Source organism: Paenibacillus sp. Soil724D2, assembly GCF_001427935.1.
Classification (GTDB): domain Bacteria; phylum Bacillota; class Bacilli; order Paenibacillales; family NBRC-103111; genus Paenibacillus_E.
In genome coordinates this window covers 541,722-561,254 of record NZ_LMRY01000045.1, presented here as the reverse complement: position 1 = coordinate 561,254, position 19,533 = coordinate 541,722, and the positions used below count along the sequence as shown (strand labels likewise).

Here is a 19,533-nt window from a genome sequence, read left to right as displayed (position 1 = left end):
GAAAGGTTGAGGATTACACGTGGGAATAGTTGGAGTAGGGGTAATAAGGTTTAAATTTACTGCAAGGACACCCGATTTCTGCTAGGATTACTTTAAAAGATATTAAAAGGTGTGTGAACGATGCTTCAGTTGTTCGTCGATATGATTGAAAGGGTTGGATTCCTGATAGCGCTTGCATTTGCCTTTTCTCGGAGCCGTTGGATGCGAAGTTATATGAGCTATCAAGGTAACAGGACCTATCAGTGGCGTTTTCTTTTCTTTTTCACTGCTTATGCGATTCTCGCCACCTACTCTGGTGTGACGGTTTCCGACTATACGTATCGACCGGCTCCATGGATCGGTGAAGTTTCCCCAACAGCGGCCATTGCCAATGCACGAACCGTTGGCGTCGTCATTGCGGGCTTACTTGGCGGTGTGAAAAGCGGGCTCATCGTTGGTGTAGCGGCCGGCCTTCATCGATACAGCTTGGGTGGATTCGTAGCCGTAGCCTGTATGATTGCGCCTATTCTGCAAGGTGTCTTGGCTGGACTCTGCCGCAATGCGTTCAAGAAACGTTTCCGCAAGGTGGCGTCCATTCAACTCGCGTTTCTTGTAGGCTTCATGGCTGAAGCGCTGCAAATGGCACTCATTCTTGCACTCGCTAAGCCCTGGGGGGACGCTTTAAACCTGGTTTCGCTCATAGGTTTACCTCAGACACTTGCTAACAGCATTGGGGTAGCCCTTTACTTCGTGCTGTACAATACGATGGAGCGCGAAGAGGATCGCATCGGCGCAGAGCATGCTCACAAAGCACTGCAAATCGCGGATATGACGATGCCGCTTTGGCGATTGGAATTCGAGAAGGCGGTACGTGAAATTGCGAAGGTTTTGAATGAGGAGATGAAGGCAGTCGGTGCATTTTTCAGCAAGAACGGCTCGGCATGGGTAGCGGAGGGAAGAAAAACAAAGCATTGGATCGACCTGTCCATTCATATTCCGAATCAGCATCCGATTGGGCAATTTCGCTTGTATTTCGAACGAGAGCAGGATGATAATCCATCTCGCAGACGAATGTTGTCCTCGCTTGCTGGTCTGCTTTCTCAGCAGTATGCATTTGTCGAGTCCGAGAGACAGTCGCAGCTGCTGGCCGATGCGGAGATTCGTTCGCTGCAGGCGCAGATGAATCCTCACTTCCTGTTTAATGTGCTGAATACAGTCAAATCGTTTATTCGCACTAAGCCGGAAGAAGCCCGTCAGATGGTGATGCATTTATCTAAATTTTTACGTAAAAACATGAGCCATGGTAACCAACGCATGATCACGATACGTGACGAATACGAATTGGTCATGTCTTACCTCAGTTTGATTAAATCACGTCTTGGGGATCAACTGGAATTTTATGCTGATATTGATGAAAGGTTACTGGATCATCAGATACCTCCGTTTACAATTCAACCTCTTGTCGAGAACGCCATTGTTCACGGGATCAATAATAGAAAGGGAATCGGAGTTATCAAGCTTGCTGTGAAGGAGGAGCTAAACGACGGAAAGCTGCATGCGCGGATTACCGTCGAGGACAATGGTGTTGGCCTAGAAACTGTCCGGCTTCACAGTCATGGGGAACACGCAGGTATGGCTTTGCGAAATATTGAACAGCGTCTAAATTACCATTACGGAAGAGAGCATCCGCTTGAAATCGAGAGCAAGCCAGGTGAAGGTACAAAAATTAGATTCTGGGTGAGGTGATGGTTGGTGGGTTGGAATATCGTGATCGCAGATGATGAAGCGCCGGCAAGGGAAGAATTAGTATATCTCTTAGAGCAATGCGAAGATGTAGAAAAGGTGACACCGGCGACCAGCGGAATGGATGCAATTAAGAAGGTAAAAGAACAAGCGCCGGATGTCTTATTTCTCGATATGAACATGCCGGATCTTAGCGGGCTTCAAGTGGCAGAAATCGTAGGAGAGATCAATCCGCAGGTGAAGATAGTGTTCTCCACTGCGTACGATCAATATGCCGTCCATGCATTTAAGCTTCGTGCTTTTCACTATATGCTCAAGCCGTACGACGAAGAAGATTTAGCTATCGTCTTCCGAGAGCTGCGTAAAATTCGAATACAGAGTGGACAGGACGCCTTGTTCCAACCTTCTACTGGAATGACCAGTGCAAAGCTAGCACTAGAATTGGATGATGGCATTATCTATGTGCCCCCAAAAGACATCACGTATATTAGCAAAGAAATCAAACATGTACAGGTTCATCTTCACGATAAAACCTATAACGTTTCCTATACATTAGCAGAGCTGGAACAAAAGCTGGAGCCATTTGGTTTTTTTCGCTGCCACAAAAGCTATCTTGTCAACCTGGCATCGATTGTTGAGATGAAGACCTGGGTGAACGGAGCCTACAATCTGAGGATGGATGATGCGCTGCGAAGCAGCATACCTGTTAGTCGAAATTATGTGAAACTGCTGCGTTTGAAACTCGAAATTTAACATCATAAGGCCCCATTATGGCATGATGCGCTCCAGATGTTTCACTCGGAATCCAAACAAGCTATACTCCTTGTAAGCGTTATCAACCAAGAGTCAATTGAAGAAAAAACACTTACTAGGAGTGATGGCATTGAAAAACAAGTTTACTTCGTATGTGATATGGGGAGCGATTGCGGCACTAGGTGCAGCAGGTTTTGCTATGCTCGCGCTTTCGAGTGGCGAGAAGATTTCGGCCGTGTGGTTAATCATTGCGGCGATCTGTACGTATGCTTTTGGTTATCGTTTTTACAGTCGGTTCATTGCTAAGAAAATTTACGAGTTAAATGACAAACGGGCAACCCCAGCACATGTTCATAACGATTCCAAAGATTTCGTCCCGACGAATAAATATGTTCTCTTTGGCCACCATTTCGCGGCCATCGCTGGAGCAGGACCGCTAGTTGGTCCGATATTAGCTGCGCAAATGGGGTATTTACCCAGCATTCTCTGGATTATTATCGGGGCCGTTCTTGCTGGCTGCGTACAAGACTTTGTGACCCTTGTCGGATCCATGCGTCGGGATGGAAAGTCACTGGGTCAAATGGCCAAAGACGAAGTCGGTCGATTCAGCGGTACGTTAGCGTCCATTGCAACGTTAGCGATCCTCATTATTATCGTTGCTGTTCTTGGGCTCGTCGTAGTGAAAGCGCTAGCAGAATCACCATGGGGCTTGTTTACGATTGCCATGACCATGCCGATTGCCATATTTATGGGCTTTTATATGCGTTATATTCGACCTGGTAAAGTAATCGAGGGCTCCATCATTGGTTTTGTCTTATTGATGATTGCTTTATGGTCAGGACAGTATGTAGCGGAGAGTCCCATGCTGTCCCAAATGTTTACCTTCACAGCTCCACAAATCGCCATTTTAATGGTCGTTTATGGCCTAATAGCTTCCATTTTGCCGGTTTGGGTCCTTCTTGCACCGCGTGACTATTTGAGCTCTTTTCTGAAAATCGGTGTTATCATCTTACTTGCTGGCGGCATCATGGTCCTTTTACCGGATCTAAAAATGCCGGCTGTGACCAAATTTATTGATGGAACAGGTCCTGTATTTTCCGGCAATTTATTCCCGTTCTTATTCATTACGATAGCTTGCGGCGCAGTTTCCGGATTCCATTCTTTGATTTCTTCCGGTACGACTCCGAAAATGATCGATAGAGAAAGTCATGCCCCTTTTATCGGATTTGCTGGTATGGCTGCAGAATCCTTCGTCGCTGTTATGGCACTGATCGCTGCGTGCTCCTTAGAGCCCGGAATTTACTTCGCGATGAACTCTTCACCTGCTGCGATTGGAACAGATCCGGCTGCCGTCGCGGCCAAAATCTCATCATGGGGCTTCACGTTGACTCCTGATCAGATTACAAGCACAGCAAAAGCAATCGGTGAAAAAACGATTCTTTCGAGAACAGGCGGGGCACCAACGCTTGCCGTAGGTATGGCTGAGATTTTTTCAACATTCCTAAATGGAGCCAAAGCATTCTGGTACCATTTCGCTATATTATTTGAAGCTGTCTTTATCTTAACAGCTGTGGATGCTGGAACGCGCGTTGGACGTTTTATGCTGCAGGATTTGATAGGTAACTTCTACAAGCCATTTGGCCAAACGAAAGATTTCAAATACAATTTCATTGCTTCGCTGCTTGTTTGCTCGGCTTGGGGATACTTCTTGTATCAAGGGGCGATTGATCCGTTCGGAGGTATCAATTCCTTATGGGCTTTATTTGGAATCGCGAATCAAATGCTAGCTGCCATCGCCTTAGCCGTAGCCGTAACGATTATAGTTAAAATGGGCAAAGCCCGGTACGCTTGGGTAGGTATCCTTCCCTTTGCGTTCCTCTCCGTGACGACATTGACCGCCGGCTTCCAAAAAGCTTTCTCGGATAATGCAGCAATAGGATTTATAGCGGCAGCGAAGAAATACCAAGCAGGAATTGACAAAGGTCAAATCATCGCACCTGCTAAGAACATGGATGTCATGCATCAGATTGTGACGAATAACTATATCGATGCAGGGCTGACGATCTTCTTCGGTATTGTAGTCATTCTAATGATCATCATCTCTTTACGGGTTTGGTACAATATCTTGATTCAAAAGCAGAAACCTCACTTGAATGAAGCGCCTTTTGTACAATCCACATTTGGAGCCTGATGCCATGAAAAAAATAACAAGCTTTACAAACAAGGTCAGCACCACAATCAAGGTCATTTTCAATATCCCGGACTATGAAAGATACTTGAAGCATCAACAGGATCATCATCCCAATGAGACACCATTGACGGAAAAGGAGTTTTACATGCTTTCCCTTCATGAACGTTATGAAAGCGGCAAAATTAATCGCTGCTGTTAAAAGAGAAACGGAGCATTACGGGAGGAATGATCCCAAGATGCTCCGTTTTTATTTCTTTATAGAAATGGCGCTCCGGCTTCTTTGAAAGCAAGCTTCATTTCTGGTGTTATAGCTGAATCGCTTATAATCCCAATGGTCTCTTGGACTTCTCCTATCACAAATAGGGAGCTTCTGCTGAACTTGGAATGATCGGCAACGAGGTAAGTTTCCATGGACTGCTTCATCATGCGCCGATTGGTCTCGGCTTCCAGCTCATTATAAATCATCATACCGCGGGATAACGAGACACCATCCACACCCATGAAAGTTTTGCGAATGCTGAGATTTTCTAACGTTGCATTGGCGAGTGGTCCCGACAGCTCGAAGGTTTGGGTGCGAATCACTCCACCCGTTAGAATGAGCTGAAGCCCTGGCGTTCCGATCAGTTCATAGGCGATATTCACCGCATTCGTGATAACGGTTAGGTTCTTGAATTGGTTAAGTTTTTTAGCGATAAATGTCGTTGTCGTTCCACCGGTTAAACCGATAATATCGCCATCTTCAATATAGCGCAGCGCCTTGTCGGCGATTTCTTTTTTCTCATCCGTGTAGAGGTCCATTTTGTTGAAAAAAGGGACTTCGACCTTCAAGCTTTCAAGCACGGCGCCTCCAAAGGTGCGGATGCAGCGCTTTTCTTGTTCGAGTATCTCAAGATCCCGTCTAGCCGTTGCTTCCGATACAGCAAACTGCTTGACGATATCGGTCAAGGCAATGGAGCCTTTATCTTTAATGGCTTGCATAATCGCATCGCGGCGAATGTCTGTCTTTCCCATGGTACCTCCTAAAAGCAGATCCTTATTCTTCCTGTAGATAACGCTTACTTATATCTTATCATTCAATGGATAAGCCGTCCATCGGATGGCGTCGAAGATTGGAGGCGCGGAGCGTAATGCGCCAGAACAGCATTAATAGCAGTCTCTAGAGGCTCATATTTGAGTAGAAAGTGCCAGAATTGTAATAATAGCAGTCTCTAGAGGCTCTTATCTGCTCAGAATTAATCCAATTTGAGCTCAATTTGCTAAATAAGAGTTTTCAGAGACTCTTATTTGATTGGAAAGTGCCAGAATAGCAAAATTAGCAGTCTCTAGAGGCTCTTATTTGCTCGGATTCAATCCAATTTGAGCTCAATTTGCTAAATAAGAGTTTTCAGAGACTCTTATTTGAGTGGAAAGTGCAAGAAAAGCAAAAATAGCAGTCTCTAGAGGCTCTTATTTGCTCAGAATTAATCCAATTTAAGCTCAATCTACTCAAATAAGAGTCCCCGAGACTCTTATTTGAGTAGTTGTTTTGTCATGTGTTACTTTAGCGATGATTTACATCGCTAAAGTGAGTGGGAGTGCGAAATATGCTGCGGTAGTGATGATTTATAGCGTTAAAGTAGCTTGCAGTGGGTAGTTTGATTGTCATGGGTTGTGTTAACGATAATTTACATCGCTAAAGTGAGTGGGAGTGCGAAATTTGCTGCAGTAGCGATGATTTATAGCGTTAATGTAGCTGGAAGTGTGTAGTTCGGTTGTCATGTTTTACTTTAGCGATGATTTACATCGCTAAAGTGAGTGGGAGTGCGAAATTTGCTGCGATAGCGATGATTTATAGTGTTAAAGTAGCTTGAAGTGGGTAGTTTGGTTATCATGGGTTTCTTTAACGATGATTTACATCGCTAAAGTAAGTGGGAGTACGAAATTTGCTCGGTAGCGATGATTTATAGCGTTAAAGTAGCTTGCAGTGGGTATTATGGTTGTCATGCGTTGCGTTAACGTTGAATTACATCGCTAAAGTGAGTGGGAGTGCGAAATTTGCTGCGGTAGCGATGATTTATAGTGTTAAAGTAGCTTGCAGTGGGTAGTTTGGTTATCATGGGTTACTTTAACGATGATTTACATCGCTAAAGTAAGTGGGAGTACGAAATTTGCTGCGGTAGCGATGATTTATAGCGTTAAAGTAGCTTGCAGTGGATAGTTTGATTGTTATGGGTTGTGTTAACGATGATTTACATCGCTAAAGTGAGTGGGAGTGCGAAATTTGCTGTGGTAGCGATGATTTATAGCGTTAAAGTAGCTTGCAGTGGATAGTTTGATTGTCATGGGTTGTGTTAACGATGATTTACATCGCTAAAGCGAGTGGGAGTGCGAAATTTGCTGCGGTAGCGATGATTTATAGCGTTAAAGTAGCTTGTAGTGGGTAGTTTGGTTGTCATGGGTGGGGTAGCGGAAGTGGAAAGTGAATAGTTTGAGAGTCTGGAGGGGCTAGCGGCTGATATCCATTATGTGGGTACATACATAAAACACACAAAGCCCCCGGCCATATATCGGCCGGGGGAGAGGGCTTCAAGCGGCACACAAGCGGTGCCGCAAAGGTGCGCAGCTGCTACACAGTAGCTGCGGTCAGATCAAGCCATGCCAGCTCCTGCGGAGTCAGCACAAGCTGCGCGCCGTCACGGCATGAGTGCATTTCGGCTTCGCTGCGCGGGCCAATGAGCGCGCAGGCCGGGAACGGCTGGCTCAGCACATAGGCGAGCGCGATTTGGATAGCGCTGACGCCTTTTTCCTGTGCCAGCTGTTCGGCGCGGCGCAGCCGCGTCCAGTTCTCGTCGCTGTAGAAGACACGGACGAGGTCGGCGTTTTCGCGGTTCTCTGGTGTGAACCGTCCAGTGAAAAATCCGCGTGCCTGCGAAGACCAGGACAGCAGCGGAAACTGCTTGGCTTTGTGCCAGCGCAGCGCCTCTTCATCGGTTGAGACGCAGCCGGCCCAGAATGGCTCGTTCGCTTTGGCGAGGCTAAGGTTAGGGCTGCTAAAGCTGAAGCCAATTAGACCATGCTGCTCGGCATAATCAGCTGCTTCTTGCAGACGTTCATGTGTCCAGTTGGACCCGCCAAAGGCGCGGATTCTTCCAGCTTCCACATGTTCATTCAGTGCTTCGAGGATAACACCGACAGGTGTTGCCGGGTCATCGCGATGAAGCGCATAGAGATCAATATAGTCAGTGCGCAGTCTCTCAAGACTTGTGAACAGGTCACTGCGAATCGCTTCCGGATTCACTCGGGGCCCGTTAGCATCATGATGTGCACCCTTGGTAAAGATATTGATATCATCGCGATTGCCCATTTCATCCAGCCAAATCCCAAGCGCTTGCTCGCTCTGGCCGCCGCAATAGATGAAGGCAGTGTCAATCGTGTTTCCGCCAATAGATAAATAATGTCCAAGGATATCGTTGACTTCTTGACCATTGTCCAGTCTAAAAAAGTCCGATCCCATGATCAGTTTAGATACGGGTTTATCTAATCCTTTAATTTGAATGTGCTTCATATGACATCATCCCTGCTTTCTTTGTATGAATGATTATTGATTAATCACAATTCTAGAACGCTCTCTAGCTGACTTCAGACACGCATCAATCACTTTCATATTGCTAACAGCATCACTCGCTGGGAAGCGAGGAGCTTTCTCACCCCAAGCAGTATAAGCCATGTCGTCAGCTTGCAGGGAATATTGGTTCAGGAACGGAACCTCTTCATCACGTTGTTCATTTCCAACAAATACTTTAAAGTGACCAGATTCTTCAGTTGGCGTTATAAAAGCCGAAGGGATTTCAATGCGCCCCAGTGTGCCTAGCACTTCAATATTATTTCTGAAAGCCGCCCACATCCCGCAGTCAAAGGTTAGCGCGACATTGCCGCTAAATTCAACTAAGCCGGACATCATCATATCGACGTTATCATGCTCAGGTGAGAAGAAAGCATGGGTGGTTACAGCCTCAGGTTCTCTGCCTAACAGCATTCTAGCTGCACTTAATGGGTAACAGCCTACGTCATAGAGCGCGCCGCCTCCCCATTCGCGTACGAAGCGAACATTTTTGCTATCTCCCGGATTACTGAAGGTAAAAACTCCATGAATGCCGCGAATATCACCGATTTCACCGGAGTCCATAATAGCTTTGATCCGCTCGTACCGCGGGTGGTGTCTATACATGAAGGCTTCGGCAAAAAGCACCCCTGATTGTTCGCATGCCGTGACCATTTCTTGAACATCATCTGAAGTAAGAGAAGCTGGCTTCTCGCAAAGTACATGCTTTCCAGCCTGGGCAGCGCGAATCGTCCACTCTTTGTGCAGATGGTTCGGAAGCGGTATGTACAAGGCATCAATATCTGGATCCTCGATCAATTCTTCATAACTGCCATAAGCCTTAGGAATATCAAGCTTAGCCGCAGTTTCCTGTGACTTCTGTAAATTGCGGCTGGCAATAGCGCTTACAATTCCAGTTTGAGACTGCTTGATACCAGGAATACAAGCCCTTATGGCTATATTGGCGCAACCTAAAATCCCCCAACGAAGCTTTGTCATTACAGCACTTCTCCTTTTGTAAAATATTTGATAACGGTATATTGTTATTATAAAACGAGTTATTTAAAATGAATATGATAATATATTGCACCCAGTATCGGAATATTGTCATTTAGAAGAGGAGGCGTAAAGATGCAAAGGCATGTCATGCTGCCAAGATTGCAGCAATCTTCTCATTTCATTTTTCCAGAATCTGTTGGCTGGTATCAGGATCTCTCCAATCATTCTGTCTATCGACCTGAAGGGTTGTGCGAGACATTTAGCTTGCATTTCATCGTTTCAGGTAAAGGGTACGTGGAAATTGAGGGGGAACAGTATCCTATTCAAAAAGGGGATGCTTTTCTGTATTTTCCGTACCAAGAACAAAAATACTACAGCTCGAAGGAAGATCCTTGGGATGTCCGGTGGTTTCATTTTTATGGAAATCATATCAAGGAGTTTATGCTGGAACGAGGATTTCTACGTACCTTGTGGACGTTAAAGCGTTGGAATGAGCTTGAAGAAGCGTTTCACGAGCTTCTGCTGGAGGCAGAGACGAATAGCATTCTTCGGACAACGAATCTCTCGACGCTGACGTATAAGATATTGTGCGAATTCATAAGCTATGCGGCACCTTTAACGGGAAATCGCGGGATGGAATCCGTGGATCGCATTCTCGCCTTGCTTCCCTCCATGCAGCAAAAAGCCTGTGAACCGTTCATCTTGGAAGAATGGGCGGAGCTCACAGGCGTAAGTACGTACTATTTCTGCAAATTGTTTCGTAAAGCCATGTCTATGACGCCACTCTCCTTCATTACACTTTGCCGCATTCAATTTGCTAAGCAGCGTTTAATTGAGAAGGAGAACTGGCCGATCAAAGACATCGCCAAGGAATCAGGTTATGCCAGCGCGAGTTATTTCAACCAGCGGTTTCAAGAACATGAAGGAATGACGCCAAGCGAGTTTCGAAGCTTTTATGCCAAAAGCTTATTTGGATAGACGAGAACGTATCGGTTTCCCATCCCAGATGATTTCAGTCACTGCTTGGCGCGCTTTTACTTCCGGTTCTTCCAGCAGGAGGAAGAAATTTTTCGTTGGCAATTCACCAAGTTGATGCTTGGCTGAGAGCATGTCCAAAAAGGGGCGCATATTGTCTAATTGACCCGACATATTGCTGCTGCCTTGCTGCGAAAATGCATAGAGTACACTGGCGATTGGCGCACGTTTCACGCGGAATTGTTCAGCTGCCCGTAAGAAGAAATCCCAGTCCCAATAATGAAATACGTCCGTGTCAAAAGAGCCAAGAGCATTGATAACCTCGGGTCGAAATATACAGCCGGAAGAAAAGAAGGTCGAAAACCTGCGCATCGCAGGCACATCGAATTCATAAGCAAAAACGAACCGATCTGTGATGGAACGGGCGTTATTTTCATAAACATAATCGAAAATTTCTACATCCGGATAGACGAGGTCAAAGCCTTCAATTTCTTGCAGCATGCGCTCGATATGGATCGGAAGCAGCAGATCGTCGTCATCACAAAGCATGATGTAATCGCCTTTCACCTCTTGCAATCCGCGGTTGCGCGCATGAACATGCTTCAAGTTTTGCGGCATATTGATGATTTGAATAGCCAGTTCCGGGTATAATTCCTGAATGAAATCGACGGAGAGGCCGCAATCGTTAACGATGATAATTTGCAGGTTTTTGTACGTTTGGCGGTATAATGATTCTGCGAGCTCAGCGAGTTCAATTTGGCGATTATACGTAGGGATAATAATGGATACTAATGGCTGAAATGACATGAAAAAGCGCACCTCCGAATTATGGTGTTTTAAGCTTACCTCAATTTCGGTGTACTTCTCAAATATAAGTTACAAAGAATAATTAAGGAGGTTCCTAATGCTGGAGGTACCGCATACAAATATAAGCTTTACTGATCTTCATTTGTGGAAAAAAGATCGCTTTCTAAGCAGCTTGATTGGCGAAATCGACGCGATTGAGCTGCTCAGTTTGGATATTTTCGATACACTATTATTTCGTACATGTGCGAATCCCTCTGATGTTTTTGTTCTGGTTGCTGAAAAAGCTCACCGTATTGGCTGCCTGAAGGCATCCATAACGCCAGCTGCTTACAAAGAGATGCGGATTCGCGCTGAGAACAAAGCTCGTGATCGGCAAACTGCCGCAACGGGCTTTGGCGAGGTCACTTTGGAACTCATTTATGCTGAGATGCCGGAAGGAATCTACAACAGGGATAAGATGGTTCAGATAGAAGTCCAGATCGAGGCGGAAGTTTGCTATGTGAACCCACATGTGGCGTCATTGTTAGCTGCTTGTAAAAGCAAACAGATTCCGGTAGCGCTGTTATCGGATATGTATTTATCCTCAGCGCAGCTGCGTTGGATTCTTTCATCAGCAGGTCTAGATTTATCAAGTGTGGATACGCTGCTTGTTTCTTCAGAGGAACATGAAGGGAAGTCATCGGGGCATTTATTCGCCAGGTTGAAGGAACTTTACCCTAAGATCGCGAGTCACGCTATTGTACATATTGGCGACAATATAGCCGCAGATGTGGAAGGTGCCTCCAAAGAAGAAATAAGGAGCATTCACTACCATGTCGTTCCTGAGCATTTCGAGAGCTTGCAGCACTGGGAATTTGTTAGACATGGACATGTACTGCCGGAATGGAAATCCCTGCGCAAGTTAGCTGAAGCCTCGGATATGACGGTTGGAATGGGGGAGCTGGATCGTTTTTTTTATAAGATAGGTACCAGTGTAATAGGACCGTTCTTGCAAGCCCTGTGTGAATGGGTCATTGATCAATGCGTGGATGAGGGCATCCAGACTGTTCATCCACTAATGAGAGAAGCTTATTTGTTAGCGCCGATGCTTGAAAATGCTGCGCGTATTCGAGGTGTTGACCTTCAGATTAAGCCGATCTATGTTTCCAGACAAGCTACTTTTTTGGCAGGACTGGAGAGCTTTGGTGATGATGAGCTCGCGCTTTTGCTAGGTATTCACGGTTTGGAAATAGGCGAGCTACTCGAGGTACTCGATATCAGCGAGGAAGGCGTTCATTTTGAAGCGTTTTTGGAGGAAAGAATTGAAAATTGCAAGTATATGGTTGGCGAAAATGGAAGCTCGATCTACGATCAAGTTGTGGGTTTTCTACGAAGTGCACCTATACAAACTAAGATTATGGCGTCTGTGCAGCGGCATAGGCAGCTTTTTGTAAGTTATTTGAAGCAAGAGTTTGGTTCGCCTGAACGGTTGGTAACGGTCGATATTGGCTTTCATGGAACCATACAAAAATCATTAGAAAAAATCGTAAGCTTAGCTGGACATAAGCCACAAATGACGCATTTGCTTGCTGTTGGCGCTAATCGGCTGGATGAACTGAGCATGCGCGGTATGGATATCCGTAGTATGCTGCGTTCGGGTAGCGGGGGAAGTGATGAGGGGAGACGCATCGCAAGGACGCCGGCTTTTTTGGAGGAGCTCATGATGGGCGATTTCGGTTCGACGCTGCGTTATGCTGAAGGTGAGTTCGGTCAAATTGGACCGATTACGGCAGAACTGAAACGTACAGAAGAAGAGTATGCGATGAAACGGGCATGCCAAGAAGGTGCTTTGGCGTTCCAAGGTTATTATGCCTATCTGCTGCAGCAGAAAGAGGGGCGATTGCAGCGCGCATCCTTACAGCCTGTGGAGTGGAGCAAGCCGCTGCACCGTGTTCTCGATATGCCGAGACCAGACGAAGCGCGGTTGCTGGGGGATTTAACGCATCAGGACAATTTCTGTACCGAGTACATTGCACCGATTTGTGAAGATGTGGCCGAGGAATGGTTCGAGCAGGGGCCGGAAGCATTTTTGAATTCCTGTAACTATGGGCCGTCGATTTTGAATGCGAATTGGCCGCAGGGCCTTGTGACTAGACGATTTCCGTATTATTTATATACATACTATTTGCGGCTTCAAGATGGGTTTGGTCCCCAGGTGATGCTGTTTGAGACGATTCAAAGGGTAAAAGAGGATGGGGCATGTGCCATTCACCTGTATGGAACAGGGGCTTTTGCCGAGCAGGCCTTGAAGATGGCTTGGTTTTACGGACTCCAGATTCGTTATTGGATTGATCCGCAAGTTGGACTTACTGCTGCGCCTTGGGGGCGGTTTGCTTATGTTACTTTGGAAGAGGTAAGAGATGGGGGGACCAACGCAGAGAAAGTGGAAGAGACAAGGGCTGAGACTGGATTTGGGATAGAGACAGAGACAGAGACAGAGACAGAGACAGAGGTAGAGAAAGGAAATGCCTCTCACGCTTTCTTGATCGCGACGTTAGCTGAGATGAAGGAATATAAGAACCATATTTTGCATGTATATGAGGGTAGTGAGGTAACGCCGATCTTTTACGAGCTTCGTCCTTAGGAAATTACGCCTTAAGTCATTGAACCAAATCGATGGATGGAACATCTTAATTAGAGATTTATTAGCTTGCAGGATGAACCTATTTTGGTTGAAAAAGGAAGGTGAATAGGATGAAGCAAAAGTTACTAAGCTTGTTTCCCGTGCTTTATCGCTTGCGAATTGCCCAGTTGAGACTTAAACGGCACTTCAAGAATTTGAATCCATCGATTACCTACGCTAAGCATAGAGTTGTCCATGCGCTTCCCTATACTTGCAAAAAGCACCAATCCTTACTGCGAAGAAAGCTCGGTTCTTCTGATCCTATTTTACAAGAAAACAAAATTACAAATCTTCGGATCAGCGTTGGACGTATGGATGGCATTGTGATTCGACCAGGTGAAACCTTTTCCTTCTGGAAATTAGTTGGGAAAACGACGTCGGCTAAAGGCTACATAGAAGGCCTGCTGTTATCGCAAGGCGGTGTGAAACGTGGTGTTGGAGGCGGGATATGCCAGTTGGGCAATTTGCTCTTTTGGATGGCTTTGCATACCCCACTTCAAGTCGTGGAGCGGCATCACCACAGCTTTGATCCATTTCCGGATGATCATCGGGTTCTACCTTTTGGGAGCGGAGCGAGTGTATTTTACAATTATATCGACCTGCGCATTTATAATGCTACCCAGCATACTTTCCAGTTCCGGTTGTGGCTGACGGATGAGCATTTGAAAGGGTCTGTACATTGTGACGTGCTTTTACCGCATGCCTATCATATCGAGGAGAGAAACCACCGTTTTCTTGAGAAAGAGGGCCGGAACTATCGTGAAAATGAAATTTGGCGCAAGGTTGTTGATAAAAGAACTGGAAACATAGCTGCGGAGGAGCAAATGATTCATAACTTCTCTGAAGTGAAGTATGACTTGTTCAATACGTCTTAAAAAGGTACTAGTTGAAGTTAGTACTTTTGGAAAAGATAGTGGCGAGGTAACCTGAGTTTATAGAAATAACAAGGGGGACTAAGCCATGCAAACCATTTCATTCACTAAAAACTGGTTTTTGCAAATGATGATCGTTCTGTATGTAGGGATATGGATTTGGCTGGCGGTGGAGCCTTACAGCAGGTATGACTGGGTTCTGGAAAATCTGCTGATATGGGCAGCGCTAATTGGACTTGTAAGTACGTATAAGTTTTTTTCATTTACAAATCTGTCTTATGCATGGATTGCTTTGTTCCTGTTGCTGCATACATTTGGGGCTCATTATTCGTATAACGAGAATTGGGTGGATGTTTGGTTGAAGCTAATTCTTCATACGGAACGTGATCATTATGACCGTTTGGTTCATTTCAGCTTTGGATTGCTCCTTGCCTATCCGATTCGGGAAGCGATGAGTGCATGGACGCGGCTAGGCAGTAAATGGCTTTATGTGATTACTTGTGTCATCGTGTTGGCAATGGGGGCTTTTTATGAGCTTATTGAAATGTGGGTGGCGCTGCTTGTGGCTCCTGAGATTGGGACGTTGTTCCTCGGAACACAAGGTGATCCCTGGGATACGCACCACGATATGGAGCTTGCTTTGTATGGGGCGGTGATTGCTATGGTGATCACTGCGGTTTGGCGTAAGATGCGGGTGGGTAGTAAAGTCAAGAAAGCAGGATTATGAGATGAAGTAGGAAATGAGTACAATAGAAGTGACACTATTTATAGCAGAAATCGCTATCGTGGAGGCTGGTTGCTAATGTCAGTAGGAGAACAGAAAGAATTGTATGTCTATGTGGGTTCCTATACAGATGAGCGCAATGCAAATGGGATTTCATTGTATGCGTTCAATCCTTTGAGCGGAGAAATGAGGTTGGTGGAATCGTATACGGATTTACCGAATGCCTCCTTCCTTGCACTGAATGATGCGCGGACGATATTGTATGCGGTGAGTGAGACAGCAACGTACAACGGTCGTTTTGGAGGCTCCGCGGCAGCTTGTGCGATAGAAGCCGGCACCGGGAGGCTGAAGAAGTTGAATCAGCAGCCTACGGACGGAGCTGCTCCTTGTTATATCAGCTTGGACCAGACTAACCGAACAGTGTATGTAGCGAATTATTCAAGCGGCAGCGTCACTGTTTATCCGATAGAAGCGGACGGGCGGCTTGGCGAGCATGCGCAGTTGGTGAAGCATGAAGGCCCATTAGGGCCGCGTGCGGATCGCCAAGAGGCTCCGCATGCACACTCGATTGTTCCGGCACCGAACAATCGGTATGCGATTTCAGCCGATCTGGGCCTTGATCGGATGGTGGTTAGCAGCATCGACGCGGAGAGCGGCTTGCTTCTGCCGCATGGCGATGCGGCGATGAAGCCGGGCGCAGGCCCGCGGCATTTGGTTTATAGCGCGGACAGTCGGTACGTGTACGCGATCAATGAGCTGGACAGCACGGTTACCGTGCTGGGCTATGAGGCCGACGCGGGAGTTCTGACCGCTCTCCAGAGCATTTCGACGCTGCCGGAAGGCTTTAGCGGCGAGAGCACATGCGCGGACATCCATCTCTCCGAGGGTGGCCGCTATGTGTATGCATCTAACCGCGGACACGATAGTATCGCGGTTTATGAAGTTGACCGACAAAGCGGCACGCTGTCGGTCGTGGGTTGGCAGGCGACGCTCGGGCGGACGCCGCGGAACTTTGCCCTGTCACCGCAGGGGGAGTTCCTCCTCGCGGCGAACCAGGATTCGAACAGCATTACAGTATTCCGCATCGATGCGGAAACTGGAATGCTGCGTGAAACAGGGCAAACGGTAGCGGTATCGCGGCCGGTTTGCATCAAGTTTCTTTAGGATATTAAGAGCGAGTACCCATACAGCGTAGGCTGTTGGGTGTTTGCTCTTTTTTGTCTTGTTGGCAGGTGGCCAATTCCTGACTTGCTAGGGTTTTCGCATACGATAGGCTTGGAAAATGGGCCTATCTCAGTCAACGGTAGAATAGGCTCGTTTTCCGAGCCTATTCTTATTTGCTTCATTCCTCGCTTCACTTATCCTTCTTTAATACTGCCTTAAGCTCGGAGATTGCTGAACGCCCAGGATCGGGACTTCTCTACCTCACTGTAGCGATGATTTTCATCGCTACAGTGAGGTAGAAGACCAATTTTGCCCTCATAGTGATGAAAAACATCATTAAAGATGGCGGTTTTACATTTTTTGACCAAAGAGATAGTCTGAGACGATGTTTTTCATCGTTAAACGCATGGAAAAATGAATTCAAGTCTTGTTAACGATGAAAAACATGCTTAATGCCACAGAAGTTCCTACTCCATCTAAACTCACTGATATAGCAGCAAATTTAGTAAGCAGCCGCAGCAAAGTAAGCTATATTTTTGTAGGTGTCGGTGTTAGGTGTCGGTGTTAGGTGTGGGTGTTAGGTGTTAGGTGTTGGGTGTTAGGTGTTAGGTGTTAGGTGTTAGGTGTTGGGTGTTGGGTGTTGGGTGTTAGGTGTTAGGTGTTGGGTGTTGGGTGTTAGGTGTTAGGTGTTAGGTGTTGCTCCTGCCCGTAATATCGCTCTTATCTTTGGTCATAAATTAGGCAAGAAAATTAGTTGCACATGCAACTAATCAGGCGTATGATAAAACAGTAGCAAGTGCAACGATTCGGAAGATTACTACAGCTCAAACGAAGGAGACATGTTTTTATGATCGAAAATAGAAATTCGATACCAAGGTGGGTCTCACTCATTTACCGTTACGGACAGATGTATATTGGCGAGCATTTGAAGAAATACGACATCGGCAGAGGACAGCATATTTTCATCAACGCGCTGTATAAAGAAGATGGTCTTACGCAAGAAGAGTTGGCGGATTATTTGAAGATTGATAAAGGTACGACAGCAAAAGCGCTTAAAAAGTTAGAAGAGCAAGGCTACATAACCCGCACGGTCAGTAAAAAAGATAAGAGATGCAACGAAGTTCATCTAACGGAGAAGGCGCTGTTGATTAAGGGTGATGTGCGGAAGGTCCTAACAGATTGGCGAGAACGTCTTACGTATGGTTTAACAGATGAGGAGAAACAAATGGCTTTGACGATTTTGGAGAAAATGGGAGATAATGCGTCCCGTTTCGCAGAGGAGCAGGTGAAGTCATGAATATGAAGCTTGCAGGTTCACTGTTTGTCGATAAGCATTTTCATGCTTTAACGCATCGTAATTATCGGTATCTTTGGTTAGGTCAGTGCGTATCGCTCATTGGAACATGGATGCAAAATATTGGGCAGTCTTGGCTCGTTCTGACGATCACTGGCTCGCCTCTTAAGCTTGGCATTGTTGCAGCATGTCAGTTCCTCCCCATCCTTTTATTTTCCTTGTTTGCAGGCATTATTGTCGATAAGTTTCCAAAGAAGAACATCCTGCTTGTTACCCAAACGGTCGCGATGATTCTAGCCTTTACGTTAGCTATACTCGTCTTGACGGATACGGTAAAGTACAGCTACATTATTGTGCTAGCGCTGCTGCTTGGACTTAATAACACGCTGGATATGCCAACAAGACAGTCGTTTAATATAGAAATTGTGGGAAAAGAAGATCTTATGAATGCCATAGCTCTTAATTCAACGACATTTAACATGGCAAGAATCGTTGGGCCTGCGATTGGTGCGGTGATGATGGCTTGGCTGGGTGCTGGTTGGTGTTTCTTGCTCAATGGGGTTAGCTTCCTAGCTGTTCTGTATGGATTGTTTCATATTCAAGCAGCACCTTATGTTAGGAAGAAAAACTCACGCGATGGAATAATGAAGGAAATTAAAGATGGAATTGTCTATATTGCGAGGGATCCCTTACTAGCACAGACTGTGCTTCTCGTAACGGTGATCGGGACACTTGCTTTTAACTTTAATGTACTCATTCCGGTTTTTACTAAAAGTGTGCTGCACATGGGAGAGACGACGTATGGCACGTTAATGTCATGTCTGGGAGTGGGTTCTTTCGTGGGGGCACTTACGATGTCATTTCGCAGTAAGCAAGGGCCAATGCTGAAATTAAGTATTGTAGCTAGCTTAGTAGTTGCGGTTTGTTTGGTCTTAAATGGACTGAGTACCTCCGTTTGGGTCTGTGGTGGATTGTTAGCTTTAACTGGATTTTTCAACATCATATTTGCAACAAATAGTAATTCTTCTCTTCAGATGCATGCCAAAGAAGAGTATCGCGCGCGCGTAATGAGTGTGTATTCACTTGTATTTGCGGGCTCCACGCCGATAGGAAGTATTTTTGCTGGTTTTGTTGCAGATCGATATGGTGCAAATGGGGCTTTCGTCTGTTGCGGAGTGTTAACTGGTGTGCTTTGTCTGATTATTATTTGGAATTATAGGAAGAAATCTGCTGGAAAATCACTAGAAGAGATAGGAACTGCCTCATAAATGAGAGGAAATGTTATTTTTTATAGCAAAAATAACCATTTTTTGGATTGTCAATTGTTGGTGTATCCGATACAATATGAGTTATATTCATGTCGTTATTGGGGAGGGAATCTTGTGCTGGGCTTTTTGAAAAAATGGATGCATACACCAAAGCAGGAACCTACGAACGCTGTGGATTATAAAACGATGGAAATCGACGTTGTTATCAAGTGCTTTGTGTCGGATAAAGACAAGCCGTTTCGTGTGATTTTTAAAGTGGAGAAACAAGGCTCATTCTTTTCCAAAGATATTTTCGTGAAAAATGTGGATATTAAGACACCCTACGAACTGGTTTATAACTTCTCCACACTTGGAATGAACTATGAAGAGCTGAAGAAGTACGAAAGCACAGATCATGCTGAGTACAGCTTCGCGACTTTGGAAGAAGCCAAAAAGGTGAAAGATACAACAGTCGACTACATACGCTTTCTTATCCGTGAGCATCAACAAGAAACACTCGCAAAAATATCATAGGATTCGACC

The 19,533-nt window shown here is 45.7% G+C and carries 16 protein-coding genes; 12 read left to right on the top strand and 4 right to left on the bottom strand.

Translation table 11 applies throughout. The annotated features are described in order from the left end of the window. Nucleotides 1–120 precede the first annotated feature (120 nt). From ASG85_RS29200 to ASG85_RS29185, 4 genes are all read left to right on the top strand, one after another. Nucleotides 121–1,725 carry a LytS/YhcK type 5TM receptor domain-containing protein gene (locus ASG85_RS29200; protein WP_057306061.1) on the top strand — a complete coding sequence of 535 codons (1,605 nt, stop codon included), beginning with the start codon at nucleotides 121–123 and terminating at the stop codon, nucleotides 1,723–1,725. A gap of 6 nt (nucleotides 1,726–1,731) precedes the next feature. Beyond that, nucleotides 1,732–2,475 (top strand): LytR/AlgR family response regulator transcription factor, encoded by a 744-nt coding sequence (locus ASG85_RS29195; protein WP_057306060.1) that lies wholly within the window; start codon nucleotides 1,732–1,734, stop codon nucleotides 2,473–2,475. A gap of 199 nt (nucleotides 2,476–2,674) precedes the next feature. Next, entirely contained in the window at nucleotides 2,675–4,666 is a 1,992-nt protein-coding gene (locus tag ASG85_RS29190) for a carbon starvation CstA family protein (protein ID WP_235549417.1), read from the top strand. 4 nt (nucleotides 4,667–4,670) lie between these two features. Continuing rightward, complete coding sequence (locus tag ASG85_RS29185; RefSeq protein ID WP_057306058.1) at nucleotides 4,671–4,865, top strand: YbdD/YjiX family protein; 195 nt, start codon at nucleotides 4,671–4,673, stop codon at nucleotides 4,863–4,865. 56 nt (nucleotides 4,866–4,921) lie between these two features. On the opposite strand, the gene ASG85_RS29180 is transcribed toward ASG85_RS29185, so the two are convergent. The 3 genes from ASG85_RS29180 to ASG85_RS29170 all read right to left on the bottom strand — a co-directional run bounded on the left by ASG85_RS29180 (nucleotide 4,922) and on the right by ASG85_RS29170 (nucleotide 9,245). After that, a complete protein-coding gene (locus ASG85_RS29180) occupies nucleotides 4,922–5,677 on the bottom strand; it encodes a DeoR/GlpR family DNA-binding transcription regulator (protein ID WP_057306057.1) in 756 nt (251 codons plus the stop codon). A 1,594-nt stretch (nucleotides 5,678–7,271) separates the two neighbouring features. After that, a complete protein-coding gene (locus ASG85_RS29175; protein ID WP_060648542.1) occupies nucleotides 7,272–8,210 on the bottom strand; it encodes an aldo/keto reductase in 939 nt (312 codons plus the stop codon). Between the two features lie 33 nt (nucleotides 8,211–8,243). Then, nucleotides 8,244–9,245, bottom strand: a complete 1,002-nt coding sequence (locus tag ASG85_RS29170) for a Gfo/Idh/MocA family protein (protein ID WP_060648541.1) — start codon at nucleotides 9,243–9,245, stop codon at nucleotides 8,244–8,246. A 132-nt stretch (nucleotides 9,246–9,377) separates the two neighbouring features. On the opposite strand from ASG85_RS29170, the gene ASG85_RS29165 reads away from it, so the two are divergent. Continuing rightward, nucleotides 9,378–10,223, top strand: a complete 846-nt coding sequence (locus tag ASG85_RS29165) for a helix-turn-helix transcriptional regulator (protein ID WP_057306054.1) — start codon at nucleotides 9,378–9,380, stop codon at nucleotides 10,221–10,223. On the opposite strand, the gene ASG85_RS29160 is transcribed toward ASG85_RS29165, so the two are convergent. Further along, a complete protein-coding gene (locus ASG85_RS29160; RefSeq protein ID WP_060648540.1) occupies nucleotides 10,212–11,027 on the bottom strand; it encodes a glycosyltransferase family 2 protein in 816 nt (271 codons plus the stop codon). The genes ASG85_RS29165 and ASG85_RS29160 overlap by 12 nt on opposite strands. A 97-nt stretch (nucleotides 11,028–11,124) precedes the next feature. Here ASG85_RS29160 and ASG85_RS29155 point away from each other — a divergent pair, with 97 nt between their 5' ends. The 7 genes from ASG85_RS29155 (at nucleotide 11,125) to ASG85_RS29125 (ending at nucleotide 19,524) form a co-directional block, all read left to right on the top strand. Beyond that, entirely contained in the window at nucleotides 11,125–13,650 is a 2,526-nt protein-coding gene (locus ASG85_RS29155) for an HAD family hydrolase (RefSeq protein ID WP_060648539.1), read from the top strand. 110 nt (nucleotides 13,651–13,760) lie between these two features. After that, nucleotides 13,761–14,564, top strand: coding sequence for a VanW family protein (locus ASG85_RS29150; RefSeq protein ID WP_057306051.1), 804 nt, complete (start codon nucleotides 13,761–13,763; stop codon nucleotides 14,562–14,564). 85 nt (nucleotides 14,565–14,649) lie between these two features. Beyond that, a complete protein-coding gene (locus tag ASG85_RS29145; protein WP_057306050.1) occupies nucleotides 14,650–15,288 on the top strand; it encodes a DUF2238 domain-containing protein in 639 nt (212 codons plus the stop codon). A 75-nt stretch (nucleotides 15,289–15,363) separates the two neighbouring features. Continuing rightward, nucleotides 15,364–16,449 carry a lactonase family protein gene (locus ASG85_RS29140; protein WP_060648538.1) on the top strand — a complete coding sequence of 362 codons (1,086 nt, stop codon included), beginning with the start codon at nucleotides 15,364–15,366 and terminating at the stop codon, nucleotides 16,447–16,449. Nucleotides 16,450–17,296: 847 nt separating this feature from the next. Continuing rightward, the gene (locus ASG85_RS29135) at nucleotides 17,297–17,746 is read left to right on the top strand and encodes a MarR family winged helix-turn-helix transcriptional regulator (RefSeq protein WP_063860408.1); all 450 of its coding nucleotides are present in this window, start codon (nucleotides 17,297–17,299) and stop codon (nucleotides 17,744–17,746) included. Beyond that, a complete protein-coding gene (locus ASG85_RS29130) occupies nucleotides 17,743–19,011 on the top strand; it encodes an MFS transporter (RefSeq protein WP_060648537.1) in 1,269 nt (422 codons plus the stop codon). The genes ASG85_RS29135 and ASG85_RS29130 overlap by 4 nt, the downstream gene beginning before the upstream one ends. Nucleotides 19,012–19,125: 114 nt before the next feature. After that, nucleotides 19,126–19,524 carry a hypothetical protein gene (locus ASG85_RS29125; protein WP_056836124.1) on the top strand — a complete coding sequence of 133 codons (399 nt, stop codon included), beginning with the start codon at nucleotides 19,126–19,128 and terminating at the stop codon, nucleotides 19,522–19,524. Nucleotides 19,525–19,533 lie beyond the last annotated feature (9 nt).